Here is a 13,073-nt window from a genome sequence, read left to right on the forward strand (position 1 = left end):
AGTCCACCGCGCGGCTGGTTGCGCGCGCAGAGGTGGACCCGGAACCCGACCTGGAAACGGCCTCGGATGCGCTGGCAGATGTGCTGACAGCGTCCGTCATGCGAGCGCCCGTCCGCGTTGGCGCGTGATGCGCGCATCGAGCAAGGGGTAGGCCAGGTCAACCGCCAGATTGACCAGCACGAACACCGTGGCGGCCAGCACTACGACGCCTTGCACGACGGGAATATCCTTGACCGCGACGGCGCTCTGCGCCAACCGGCCTACGCCCTCGCGTGAGAACACGGTCTCGGTGACGACGGATCCCGCCAGCAGATTGCCCATGATGAGGCCGGCCATGGTCAATAGCGGAATGGCGGCGTTGGGCAGCACATGCCCCAGCAGCAAGCGCAAGCGCGTCAGCCCTTTGGCGCGCAGCGCGTGGATGAAGGGCTGGTGCCAGACGCCTTCCAGCGAGCGTAGCAGCACCTGCGCCACGGTGGCCGCGCTGGGGACCGCCAGGGTCGCCGCGGGCAGCACCAGCGAACGCCAGCCCTCGTTGCCCATGGCGGGGAACAGCGGCCAGCCGAAGGACAACCATTGCAGCAGCAGGAGGCCGATCCAGAAGGTGGGCAGGCACACGCCCAGCGAAGGCAGGGAATGCAGCACCTGGCGCAGGCGCGGCGACCGTGTATTGCTGGCGGCCAGCGCCAGCAATACGCCCAGCACCAGTGCAGATACCAGTGCGGTCAGCGCCAGCGCAGCCGTGGCGGGTGCCGCCTGGGCCAGCATGCCGGCCACGGGCTGGCCGGTCTGGATGGAATGGCCCAGGTCCAGCATCAGTGCATGGCCCAGGGCAATGCCGTATTGCACGATCAGGGGCTGGTCCAGGTGATAGACGGCGCGCAGCGCGGCGACTTGCGCGGGATCGGCCTGGCCATCGCCCTGGTTCAGCATGATGCTGATGGGATCGCTGGGCAGGATATAGAGAATCAGGAACGACAGGGTATAAGCGGCCCACAGCACGAACACGGCCTGCGCAAGCCGGGTAACAAGATAGCCGCGGGCCGTTGTGCCACGAGTCATTTTTCTATCCAGGTGTCGAAGAATTGCAGTCGCGACGAGGCTTCGTAGTGCAGGCCGTGAACGTTCTTACCGGTGGCGCCCACAGTAGCCAGCTCGACCAGCGGAATCGCGTGGCCGTCGCGCAGCAGCAGCGTCACCGCCCGGTCGACCAGTTTGCGCCGGGTGTCGGTGTCCAGTGTGCCGGCCGAGCGGGCCAGTACGTCGTCGACCTCGGCCGGCTGGCGGAAGTTGACGTTGCGGCCGCTGGCCAGGAACACGGTGCGCAGGATGTCGGGATCGGCACGGGTCAGGTTATAGAACTGCAACGCCAACTGGCCGCTGTCGCGTTTGGCGTTGACCTGGCCAATCACGCTTTTCTTCAACTGCAGGTCGATGCCGATCGCGCGCAACTGCTGCTGCACCAGTTCCAGGTACGTGACCGATTGCCAGTACTCCAGCGCAATGGCCAGGCGCTTTCCGTCCTTTACGCGGATGCCGTCGGCGCCGGGCTTCCAGCCCGCGTCATCCAGCAGCTTGGCCGCGCCTTCGGGATCGTAGGCAAGGTCGGCCGAGTGGTCGATGTACAGCGGCGTGGTCTGCGCCAGCAGGGAGGTGGCCGCGCGCTGGTACTGCGACAGGATGGTCTGCAGTTCCGGGCGGTTGATGCCCTTGACCAGCGCGCGCCGCACCGCGATGTCGCCGCCGATGGGCAGGGATTCCTGTGGATAGAAGCTGTAGACCAAGCCTGGATTGCTGCGCGCCAGGATGGGCAGGCCTTGCGCCTGCAAGACCTTCTCGTCCTGCGGCAGGACGCTGGTGTTGACGTCGATCTGGCGCGAGATCAGGCTGCCGGTGCGCACCCCGGATTCCGCGATCACACGGAATTCGATGGCGTCGAGATACGCGCGGCCTGAGTGGCCGGCCAGCGACGACGCCCAGCCGTAATCGTTGCGGCGAGCCAGCTTGGCGGATTGGTTGTGCACGAAGCTTTGCAGGACAAAGGGGCCGGACCCGATGAGCTGGCCCTGGCAGCGCTCATCATAGGATTTCGCCAGCGTCGCCTTGGACAGCAGGCCCATGCTCATGGTGGACGTGGCTTGCAGGAATTGCGCATTGGCCTGCTTGAAGCGGACGACCACGGTGTGGGCGTCGGGGGTCTGCACGTTCTCCAGGCCGGCCAGGTAGGTGGATGCCAGCGATGACCGTGCGCCCATCTTGACGATGGCTTCGAAGTTGGCCTTGACGGCGTCGGCATCCACTGGCGTGCCGTCGGCGAAGGAGACGCCCTCGCGCAGCACGAAGGTGAAACGGCGGCTGTCATCCTCGACGGCCCAACGCGTTGCCAGCCAGGGGACGATGGCGCCGGTCCGCGGATCCTGGTCTGTCAGCGAATCGGTGATCTGGCGGCCGATGTTCAGGGCGGTATTATTGCCGGCCTGCTGCGGATCGAGACACTGCGGGTCGCCGTCCAGCGCAACCTTGAGTACGCCGCCGGCCTGCGGCTCGGCTGCTTGCACGGTGGCCGCGCCGCATAGCAGCAGCGCTGCGGCAAGGTTAAGGAATTTACTGCACTGCATGAGTGGACGGCCTCGGAGGTCACGACGGTGCATGACACTCTAAACGGCGCCAGCCGCAGGCTTAAATACTCAATGCCCATTTGGAAATGCAAGAAGCCCGTGGCTGTGGCAAAAAAAAGGCGCAGGGCTGACTGCTGTCGCCCCGCGCCTGCGCCTGCCGTGCAGCCTGTGCCCGGCGTCGTCCTTACGGCGCCGGATTGGTCCAGCGCGCGTGGATCGCGTCGACCGCCTTCAACAGGTCGGCACCGAACTCGACTTCGGCGCTGTCGATGTTTTCCTTCAGCTGATCGAGATTGGTCGCGCCGATCAGGTTGCTGGTGGTGAAGGGACGCGTGTTGATGAAGGCCAGCGCCAGTTGCGTCGGCGTCAGGCCATGCTCGCGCGCCAGCTTGCAGTATTCGACGGTGGCGGCTTCAGCCTGGGGATTGCTGTAGCGCGTGAAGCGCGTGAACAGCGACAGGCGGGCGCCGGCCGGGCGCGCGCCGTCCAGGTACTTGCCGGTGAGCATGCCCATGGCCAGCGGCGAGTAGGCCAGCAGGCCCACGCCTTCGTGATGGCTGAATTCCGACAGGCCGTTCTCGTACTGGCGATTGAGCAGGCTGTAGGGATTCTGGATCGATACGATGCGCGGCAGGTTGCCTTGCTCCGCATGCTTCAGGAACTGCGCCACGCCCCAGGGCGTTTCATTCGACACGCCGACGTGGCGCACCTTGCCTTGCTTGACGAAGTCTTGCAGCACGTCCAGGGTTTCGGCGATGGGCACGGTGTGCTCGTCCTGCACCCACGGGTAGTAGGGCACACCGAAGGTGTTGGTCGTGCGGTCGGGCCAGTGCAACTGGTACAGATCCAGATAGTCCGTCTGCAGGCGCTTCAGGCTGGCGTCCAGCGCGGCGGTCAGGTTCTTGCGATCGAAGAAGGTCTTGCCGTCGCGGATATGGCCGGGACGCTTGGGATCGCGCGCGGGGCCGGCGCACTTGCTCGCCAGGACGATTTCCTTGCGGCGACCCGTGCGGGCCAGCCAGGTGCCGATGAAGGATTCGGTGCGGCCTTGCGTTTCGGCCTTGGGCGGCACCGGGTACATCTCGGCCGTGTCGACCAGGTTCACGCCGTGCGCCAGGGCGTAGTCCAGCTGTTCGTGCGCTTCGGCTTCGGAGTTCTGTTCGCCCCAGGTCATGGTGCCCAGGCCGATCAGGCTGACGTTCAAATCGGTATCGCCGAGTTTGCGGTATTTCAAGGAAGTGCTCCGGAGGGATGGGCCGTGGGCCGCGCGGCAAGCTTGCGGCCTCGGTGGCATGAATGAGGGGCGTGGCGCCGGGGGCGCGGCTGCCCGCATAGGGGCCGATCTTACTCCCGGCGTCCGCGAGTTAGCCATCGCGGCTCTCGCGGGGTAAGGCTTTAAGCGAATCGCAAGGCAGGCCGGCGCCGCGGGGGCGGGCGGCGACGGCGTAGCCTGAGCAGGATAGGCGGAAATGTGTCGTGGCTCGCTTATCCAGGCGGCGGATAGGTGCCGCCCAGGGACGCCGTCAATGCGCGCGCGGCCTGCTTGACCGGTTTTTCATAGCCGGCGTCGAAGCGCTCCGCCGGCATGGTCAAGGTGATGGAGCCGACGAACTCGCCGTCGGCGCCGAAGACCGGCGCCGCGATGCCGGCCAGTTCGGGCAGGCGGTCGCCCACCAGCACCACCACCTGCTCGCGGCGGATGCGTGCATGGATCTCTTCGTTGCCGCCGCCATAGGCGCTGAGGATGCGGCCGCCCGCGCCGCGATCCAGCGGCAGCAGGTCGCCGGCGCGGGTGTGATCGCGCACCGGCCGGGGCGAATCGACCCGATGCAGGCACAGCCGCTGGTCGCCCTGGCGCACGTGCAGGGCGGCGCTTTCCTGGGTCAACGCCACCAGCTCGCGCAGCGCGGGCATTACCACCGAGGCCAATGAAAACGACGTCGCATAGACCTGGTGCAGGCGCGCGACGCCCGGGCCCAGGGTGTAGCGGCCGTCGGGCCGGCGCCGGACCAGATGCGCGTGTTCGAGCGAGGCCATCAGGCGCAGCACGGTGCTCTTGTGCAGCCGCGTGTGCTCGGCCAGTTCGGTCAGGTCCGGCTGCGGCAGCGACGCGGAAAAAGCGTTGAGCAAGGACAGCGCGCGGTCCACCGCGGCGACGCCGCCAGCGGCGGCATTCTCATCGGCGAGGGAAGGGATGGCGGATTTTCTGGGCATGGCGGCAGGGAACGTGGATCTGCGGGCCCCGGCTTGACAGCCGCAACTTCCGCCGGTCATCATAGATAGAACAGTATTCTATCTAATGAAATCAGCCGACACAAGGCTGAAACCGCATCCACCGACGGTTCTTAACGATCTCATCCAGATCACTCAGGAGACAACATGGATCATCAACGCCGCGTATTGCTCGCCGGCATGGCCGCTGCCGCCGCCGGCTTTACCCTGCCCACCCTGGCGCGCGCCGAGTCCAAATACCCCTCGGGCCCCATCACCATGATCGTGCCCTTCCCGCCGGGCGGCGGTACGGATGCCGCGTCGCGGTTGATTGCCCAGTTCATGGGCCAGGCCACCGGCTGGAACATCGTGGTGGAAAACCGGGCGGGCGCCGGCGGCAACATTGGCCTGGGTCTGCTGTCGCGCGCCAAGGCCGATGGCCTGACGATAGGCATGGGCCAGACGTCCAACCTGGCCATCAATCCGTCGCTGTACCCCAAGATGCCCTATGACTCGCTCAAGGACTTCGTGCCCATCGTGCTGGTGGCCGGCCAGCCCGTGGTGCTGGTGGTCAGCGCCGCCAGCAAGTACAAGTCGCTCGATGACGTGGTGAAGGCTGCCAAGGCCAAGCCGGAAGCCATCACGATGGCGTCGGCTGGCATCGGTACCGTCGGCCACCTGGCCGGCGCCATGTTCATGCAGGCCGCGGGCGTCAAGTTCCTGCACGTGCCGCATCCGGGCGCGTCCACTGCCGTGACCAATATGATCGGCGGCCAGGTCGACATCTATTTCGCCACGCCCGCCACCGTGCTGCCCTTGATCTCCACCGGCAAGCTGCGCGCCCTGGCCGTGACGTCCAAGGACCGCCTGGCGGCCTTGCCCGATGTCCCGTCGATCGCCCAGCAGGGCTATGCCGATTTCGACGCGCGCGACTGGAAGGGCCTGGTAGCCCCCACCGGCACGCCCGCTGAAGCGGTGCAGCGCATCAACTCCGTGGTCAACGATGCCTTGAAAAAGCCCTTGACCATCGAGCGCTTCGCCGCCGAAGGCAGCACGCCCATCGGCGGGACGCCGGAAGACTTCGCCACGTTCCTGAAGTCGGAATACAAGCGCTGGGGCGACACGGTGCGCGCCTCGGGCGCCAAGATGGAATAAAGCATGAAGCGGACACGCTGCCGGCCGCTGCGTGGCTGGCGGTGTGCATCCGTGCGTATCGCGTGGGATTTTTTTAGAGGAATCATTCATGTCCAAGCCCCTGCACGGCATTCGAGTGCTGGACCTCACCAATGTGTTGGCGGGGCCATTCTGCTGCCACCAGCTGGCGCACATGGGCGCCGATGTGATCAAGGTGGAGACGCCCGGCACCGGCGACCTGGCGCGTCAGCTGGGTGCCGATGCCGACCTGAACCGCGGCCTGATGGGCGTCTCCTTCCTGGCGCAGAACGCCGGCAAGCGTTCGATCACCGTGAACCTGAAGCATGCGCGCGGCAAGGAAGTGTTCCTGCGCCTGGTGGCCCAGGCCGACGTGGTGGTGGAAAATTTCCGGCCGGGCGTGATGGATCGCCTGGGCGTGGGCTTCGAAGTGCTGCGCCAGCACCAGCCGCGCCTGGTGTATTGCGCCATTTCCGGCTTCGGCCAGCAGGGGCCGCTGCGCGACTATCCGGCCTATGACCAGATCGTGCAGGGCATGTCCGGCGTCATGAGCATCACCGGTGCGCCGGACACCGCGCCTTATCGCGTCGGCTATCCCATCGCCGACACCATCGGCGGCATGACGGCGGCCTTCGCGGTGGCGGCCGCCCTGGCCGAGCGCGAGCGTGACAGCGCGCGCTTCATCGATGTGTCCATGCTGGAGGCCACCATGGCCACCATGGGCTGGGCCGTATCGAACTACCTGGTGGCCGGCCGCACGCCGACGCCCATGGGCAACGACAACGTCACCGCCAGCCCTTCCGGGACGTTTCGTACCGGCGATGGCCTGCTGAACATTGCCGCCAACAAGCAGGAGCAGTTCGAGGCGCTGTGCCGGGTGGTGGGGCGCGAGGACCTGATCGTGCATGCGGATTACGCTGAACGCCAGGCGCGCCTGCGTCATCGCGATGCCTTGAAAGCGGAGCTGGAGCAGGCCCTGGCGGCGCGGTCGGCGCTGCAATGGTGGCCCTTGCTGACCGAGGCCGGGGTGCCGACCGGGCCGGTGTATAGCGTCGAGCAGGCATTGGCGCATCCGCAGGTGGCCGAACGCGGCATGGTGGCCACCTTCCCGGACGTGCCGGGCGTGGGCCGCGATGTGCGTGTGGTGCGCACGGGTTTCAAGCTGGATGGCGAGGCGCCCGCGGTGGACACGCCGCCGCCGCAATTGGGACAACACAACGATGAGTTGCTGCGTGAGCTGGGCTACGACGCCGAGCAGATTCGTGGCCTGAAAGAGGAGCGAGCGATATGAGCGAGAAGGAAACGGGCAACGTCGGCGGATCGGCCAAGGACGGCGGTAACGCGGCGGCGGGATTGGGGCGCGGCTCCGGCCTCGCTGACCAGGATGCCGGGCAGGCCAGCCGGCAGTGGTGGCACACGTCCATCATTGATATGAAGCCGGGGTCGATCCGCTATCACGGCTATGCCATCCAGGATCTGATCGGCAATGTCGGCTTCGCCCAAATGGCGTGGTTGATGTTGCGTGGCGAACTGCCGTCCGAGCGGCAGGGCAAGTTGCTGGAAGCGGCGCTGATGGCGGCGGTGGACCATGGTCCGCAGGCGCCCAGCATTGCCATCGCGCGCATGGCGGCCACTTGCGGCGTCGGGTTGAACAATGCGATGGCGTCGGCCGTCAATGTGCTGGGCGATGTGCATGGCGGCGCGGGCGAGCAGGCTGTCGAGTTGTACCTGGACGTGGCGGCGCGCATCGATGGCGGCGCCAGCCAGGACGAGGCGGTACGGGCCGGCCTGGATGCCTTCATCGATCTGCACGGCAAGTTCGTGTCGGGTTTCGGCCATCGCTTCCATCATCTGGACCCGCGTGCGCCGCGCCTGCTGCAGCTGGTCGATGAAGCGGCGGCGGCGGGTGCCGTGTCAGGGCGTTATGCGGTGATCGCGCGGGCCATCGAGGCCGAGCTGGCGGCGCGCAAGGGCAAGGCGATTCCCATGAACATCGATGGGGCGACGGCGGTGATCTATGCCGAGCTGGGCTTTCCGGCGCCGTTGGCGCGCGGGCTGTTCTGCCTGTCGCGCTCGGTCGGCATCCTTGCCCATGCGTGGGAGCAGACCGGCCAGGGCGGCCGCAACAAGGGGCCGATTCCGCGCCAATACATCCCGGTATACGACGGCCACCCGCCACGGGAAGTGCCCAAGGGCTGATGGCTGGGCAAAGGGGGAATTCCCGAAGGAATTTCCCCTTTTTTTACCCTCTTGGCCGGCACGGGAACGCGTTCCTTGCGGTCAGGCCATGGCCGGGTTTCTCATCCGGCTGGTGTAGGACATCCCCTCTTATTGGTAAGCCGATCTTGGAGAGCTGTAAGCGGCGGTAGCGCCGGGCAGTTTTTAAATCCCTTGTCAGCCTCGTAAAGTTACAGTTCTGCGAAATATAGGTTTCGGAGGCCTGAATGCGAGGCAGAACTATCGCGGCGACGTTGGCCGGCGTGGTGATAGTGGGCATCGTGGCCCTGGGCGCGACGATGTGGCGCGCCACGATCGCGGAGATCACACCGCCAGCCGCTTCATCTTTTGACCGCGCCGCCGTGGACCGCGGCCTGCGCGTGGCGGCGGCGGGGGACTGTATCTCCTGTCACACCACGCGCGGTGGCCCGGTCTATGCCGGCGGCGCGCCGCTGCGTACACCTTTCGGCACGCTCTACAGCAGCAACATCACGCCCGACCCCGACAGTGGTATCGGCCGCTGGTCCCTGCCGGCGTTCGACCGTGCGCTACGCACGGGCGTGGCGCGTGACGGCACGCTGCTGTATCCGGCGTTTCCCTATCCCCACTTCACGCATCTGTCCGACCAGGACGTGCAGGACCTGTACGCCTATCTGATGACGCGCACGCCGGTCGCGACCAAGCCGCCGGATAACGATCTGTCTTTCCCGTATTCCGTCCGGCCGCTGCTGGCATTGTGGAACCTGCTGTACCTGCCGGATGGTCCCTTGCCCACGCAGGCGGGGCGGAGCGACGCATGGTTGCGCGGGCGCTATCTGGTGGAAGGCGCCGGTCACTGCGCGGCCTGTCATACGCCCTTGAACGCACTGGGCGCGCCCGCCAGCGACCGCGCCTATGCCGGCGCCGTCATCGAAGGCTGGGAAGCTCCAGCGCTGAACGCGTTGGGCGCGGGTAATGCAGGTAATGCGGGTAATGCGGGTAATGCGGGAAATGCAGCCGGCGCGTCGGCGTCTGGCGTGCTGCCCTGGACCGTCGATCAGTTGACCACCTATTTGCGTACTGGCCTGGCCAGTGAACACGGCGCCGCCGCAGGCCCGATGCGCGACGTGACCCGGCAATTGGCCAATTTGCCCGAAGCCGATGTACGGGCCATGGCCGTTTATCTGTTGGATATGCAGGGCACAGGGCCTGGCTCCAAAGCCGCCGTCACCGCATCCGGCGGCGGGCAAGGGCAAGGGCAAGGGCAAGGGCAAGGGCAAGGGCAAGGGCAAGGGCAAGGGGCGGCCGTCCTTGCGGAGAATGCGGCCGCGCCGCCGACCCCGGCAGGTCCGATCACGCAGCCGGCGCTACAAACCACGCTGGGCGCGACAATCTTCGCGTCTACCTGTGCCGCCTGCCACGACCAAGGCGCGCCGATGATGCGCATCGGCGGCCGCCCCTCGCTGGCCTTGAGCCGCGCGGCAACGGCCGACGATCCGCGCAACGCCATCAATATGGTGCTGCACGGCATCCCGCAGGAAGGCAGCGCCGCGACGCCTTACATGCCGTCATTCGGCGCCGTGCTGGACGACGCGCAAGTGGCCCAGGTACTGGACTACATGCGCGTGCAGATCGCGCACCGTCCTGCGTGGCCCAACTTGCAGGACGCCGTCACCGCCGTGCGCAAGGAAGCCGTTACGGCACAGGCCCCGCTGAAGGCGCAGGAGCAGGAGCCGCCACAAACGCAGCCCGAAGCGTCACCGAAAAGCCATTCGAAGTCCCAACCCAAAACGAAGCCAGCCCCGCAGGCTCAACCCGCAGCGCAGCCGATGCAGCCCGCAGCGCAGCCGTCCCCGCAAGCGCAACCGCAGGTGCAGGGCAAGGAGGCTCATCAGCCATGATCACGTTGACTGTCAACGGCAAGGCGCACGAGCTGGATGTCGATCCGGCCACGCCTCTGCTTTACGTATTGCGCAACCAGCTGGAACTCAACGGCGCCAAATACGGCTGCGGACTGGGCCAGTGCGGCGCCTGTACCGTCATCGTCGGCGATGCGCCGATGTTCTCCTGCCAGGTGCCGCTCGCCGCGGTCGGCGCAAGGCCGGTGCGCACCGTGGAGGGCCTGGGCACGCCGCAGCAGCCCGGCCCGCTGCAGCAATCCTTCATCAATCATCAAGCCGCCCAGTGCGGATACTGTATTGCCGGCATGGTCATGCGCGCCCAGGCCTTGCTGGAGCACAATCCGGCACCCACCCGCGCCGAAGTGGTCGCGCATATGGAGCCGAATCTGTGCCGCTGCGGCACGCATATGCGCATCGTCGCCGCCATCGTGGACGCCGCCGAAGGCATACGCGCGCAAGCCGGCGGCAAGGCGCATCTGTCCTCGCTGCGGCCGGCCGAGCTGGTCGAACAGGCGCCCACGGCGGCAGTCTCCCATGCCAGGAGGAAACGGCAATGAGCCAGCAATGGACAGGCAAGCGGGTAGACCTGGGGCGCCGGCGCGTGCTGGTATCGGGCGCCATCACGGTCGGCTTTTCCTTGATCCCCGCGGCAGCCATGGCGCAGGCCGCGGGACCGGGCAAAGGCAAGGCGGCGGCCGCCGCCGGGACACCGACACCATCGCCGCCAGCCCAGGCGGCCGCCAAGCTCCCCGGCAGCTTGAACAGCACCCCCATGCTGGACGCCTGGATCCGCCTGGAGCCCACCGGCCGGGTGACAGTCTGCACGGGCAAAGCCGAACTGGGCACCGGCGTGCGCACGGCCTTCATCCAGATCGCCGCCGAGCAACTGGACGTGGTCCCATCGGCCATCACCCTGATCACCGCGGATACCGCGCGCACGCCCAACGAAGGCTATACGGCGGGCAGCCATTCCCTGGCCGACAGCGGTACCGCCATCCTCAACGCGGCCGCCCAGGTGCGCGACCTGCTGCTGCAGGCCGCCGCCACGCAGCTGAACGTATCGCGCGACACCTTGCGCACGGAGAACGGCCAGGTGCTGGCCGCCGATGGCCGCAAGCTGGGATACGGCGCGGCCATCGCCGGCCTGGACCTGCATCGCGCCGCCAGCCCCGTTTCGCCCTTGAAGGATCCGCGCCAATTCCAGGTGATCGGCGCGTCCCTGCCGCGCGTCGACATCCCCGGCAAGGTTGCCGGCGGTGCCAGCTATGTGCAGGACATGCGCCTGCCCGGCATGCTGCACGCGCGCGTCGTGCGCCAGCCGTCCTACGGCGCGCGCCTGGTCTCGCTGGACGAGGCCGCCGTACGGGCCTTGCCCGGTGTCGTGCAGGTGGTGCGCAACGGCAGCTACCTGGCCGTGGTGGCACGCGATGAGTGGCAGGCCATCGTGGCGATGCGCGCCCTGGCCGCCGCCGCGCGCTGGGAGGAAAGCGCCAGCCTGCCGCCCGCCGAGGACATCCACGCCTACCTGATGCGTTTGCCCGCACGCGAGATCCTGGTGACGGACAAGCGCAATGGCGCCGCGCCGGCCGGCCGCAGGCTGACGGCCCGCTACACCAAGCCCTACCTGACCCACGGCTCGATCGGCCCGTCCTGCGCGCTGGCGCAATTCATCGATGGCCAGCTTACGGTCTGGACCCACACGCAGGGCGTCTTCCCCTTGCGCGGCGGCCTGGCGGAGATGCTGGGCCTGCCGCCGGAGCACGTCCGCTGCGTCCACGTCGAGGGCTCCGGTTGCTACGGCCACAACGGCGCCGACGATGTGGCCGCCGACGCCGCCCTGATCGCGCATGCCGTGCCGGGCCAGCCGGTACGCGTGCAGTGGATGCGCGAGCAGGAGCACACCTGGGAGCCGTCCGGCCCGGCCATGATCACCGACGTGTCGGCGACGCTGGACCCGGACGGCAAGATCGTCGACTGGGACTACCAGGTCTGGAGCAATTCGCATAACCAGCGCATCGACAACGCCGGCCGCCTGATGCCGACGTGGGCCTTGGCGCAACCGTTCACGCCGGCGCCGCCCAAGCCGATTCCCATGCCCGAGGGCGGGGGCGACCGCAACAGCATCCCGCTGTACGACCTGCCCCGGATGCTGGTGCGCCATCACTTCCTGCCCGACATGCCTTTGCGCGTATCGGCCATGCGCTCGCTGGGCGCGTACATGAACATCTTCACGATAGAAAGCTTCATGGACGAACTGGCGCAGGCGGCCGGGACCGACCCGGTCCAGTTCCGCCTGCGCCACCTGAAGGATCCGCGCGCCCGCGCGGTGGTGGAACTGGCCGCACGGCAATTCGACTGGCCGATGACGGCGCCGCGCACGCCCGGACATGGCGTGGGCTTTGCCTTCGCCCAGTACAAGAACCTGATGGCCTATATGGCGCTGGCGGTGGAACTGGAAGTGCAGCGCGAAACCGGCGCGGTGCGCGTCCATCGTGTCATCGCCGCGGTGGACTGCGGCCAGATCGTCAACCCGGATGGTGTGCGCAACCAGGTCGAGGGCGGCATCCTGCAGTCCTTCAGCTGGACGCTGCATGAACAGCTGCGCTTCGACCGGCGGCGCGTCAACAGCTACGATTGGAGCACGTATCCCATCCTGCGTTTCTCCGGCGTGCCCGCACGGGTGGAAGTGAACCTGATCGACCAGCCGGGCCAGCCTTTCCTGGGCGCCGGCGAGGCATCGCAGGGGCCGGCCTCGGCGGCATTGGCCAATGCGCTGGCCAATGCCCTGGGGCGCCGGCTGCACGACACGCCCCTGAATGCCGCGCGTCTGCGGGAAGGGGCCGCCTGAGCGTCCGCGAGGACGCCGGCGGCGCGGGGCGACTTCAACCAGGGCCAGCGTTCGAGTCGTTCGAACCGGCAGGCCAGCCAGCCCTGTCTGTTGCAATTCCCATCACGATTGCGGAAACCTCGTATTTCAAATAATTTCGTCTAATAT

General features: G+C 67.2%; 10 protein-coding genes. 6 read left to right on the plus strand and 4 right to left on the minus strand.

Annotated features, from left to right (window positions below; all coding sequences use genetic code 11):
* Positions 1-96 precede the first annotated feature (96 nt).
* The 4 genes from CEY05_RS23240 to CEY05_RS23255 all read right to left on the minus strand — a co-directional run bounded on the left by CEY05_RS23240 (position 97) and on the right by CEY05_RS23255 (position 4,832).
* Positions 97-1,062 carry an ABC transporter permease gene (locus tag CEY05_RS23240; protein ID WP_088599639.1) on the minus strand — a complete coding sequence of 322 codons (966 nt, stop codon included), beginning with the start codon at positions 1,060-1,062 and terminating at the stop codon, positions 97-99.
* Positions 1,059-2,618 carry an ABC transporter substrate-binding protein gene (locus CEY05_RS23245; protein ID WP_088599640.1) on the minus strand — a complete coding sequence of 520 codons (1,560 nt, stop codon included), beginning with the start codon at positions 2,616-2,618 and terminating at the stop codon, positions 1,059-1,061. Before CEY05_RS23245 ends, CEY05_RS23240 begins: the two co-directional genes overlap by 4 nt.
* 184 nt (positions 2,619-2,802) lie before the next feature.
* The gene (locus tag CEY05_RS23250) at positions 2,803-3,852 is read right to left on the minus strand and encodes an NADP(H)-dependent aldo-keto reductase (protein ID WP_088599641.1); all 1,050 of its coding nucleotides are present in this window, start codon (positions 3,850-3,852) and stop codon (positions 2,803-2,805) included.
* A 251-nt stretch (positions 3,853-4,103) separates the two neighbouring features.
* Entirely contained in the window at positions 4,104-4,832 is a 729-nt protein-coding gene (locus CEY05_RS23255; protein WP_088599642.1) for an IclR family transcriptional regulator, read from the minus strand.
* A gap of 165 nt (positions 4,833-4,997) precedes the next feature.
* Here CEY05_RS23255 and CEY05_RS23260 point away from each other — a divergent pair, with 165 nt between their 5' ends.
* The 6 genes from CEY05_RS23260 to CEY05_RS23285 all read left to right on the plus strand — a co-directional run bounded on the left by CEY05_RS23260 (position 4,998) and on the right by CEY05_RS23285 (position 12,926).
* The gene (locus tag CEY05_RS23260) at positions 4,998-5,984 is read left to right on the plus strand and encodes a tripartite tricarboxylate transporter substrate binding protein (protein WP_088599643.1); all 987 of its coding nucleotides are present in this window, start codon (positions 4,998-5,000) and stop codon (positions 5,982-5,984) included.
* An 88-nt stretch (positions 5,985-6,072) separates the two neighbouring features.
* Positions 6,073-7,272, plus strand: coding sequence for a CaiB/BaiF CoA-transferase family protein (locus tag CEY05_RS23265; RefSeq protein ID WP_088599644.1), 1,200 nt, complete (start codon positions 6,073-6,075; stop codon positions 7,270-7,272).
* On the plus strand, positions 7,269-8,180 hold the full coding sequence (locus CEY05_RS23270) for a citryl-CoA lyase (protein ID WP_088599645.1): 912 nt from the start codon (positions 7,269-7,271) through the stop codon (positions 8,178-8,180). The genes CEY05_RS23265 and CEY05_RS23270 overlap by 4 nt, the downstream gene beginning before the upstream one ends.
* Before the next feature lie 245 nt (positions 8,181-8,425).
* A complete protein-coding gene (locus CEY05_RS23275; RefSeq protein ID WP_088607541.1) occupies positions 8,426-10,078 on the plus strand; it encodes a cytochrome c in 1,653 nt (550 codons plus the stop codon).
* A complete protein-coding gene (locus tag CEY05_RS23280) occupies positions 10,075-10,635 on the plus strand; it encodes a (2Fe-2S)-binding protein (protein ID WP_088599646.1) in 561 nt (186 codons plus the stop codon). The genes CEY05_RS23275 and CEY05_RS23280 overlap by 4 nt, the downstream gene beginning before the upstream one ends.
* Entirely contained in the window at positions 10,632-12,926 is a 2,295-nt protein-coding gene (locus tag CEY05_RS23285) for a molybdopterin cofactor-binding domain-containing protein (RefSeq protein ID WP_088599647.1), read from the plus strand. The genes CEY05_RS23280 and CEY05_RS23285 overlap by 4 nt, the downstream gene beginning before the upstream one ends.
* Positions 12,927-13,073: the final 147 nt, after the last annotated feature.

The organism is Achromobacter sp. HZ34 (genome assembly GCF_002209485.1).
GTDB lineage: Bacteria > Pseudomonadota > Gammaproteobacteria > Burkholderiales > Burkholderiaceae_B > Bordetella_C.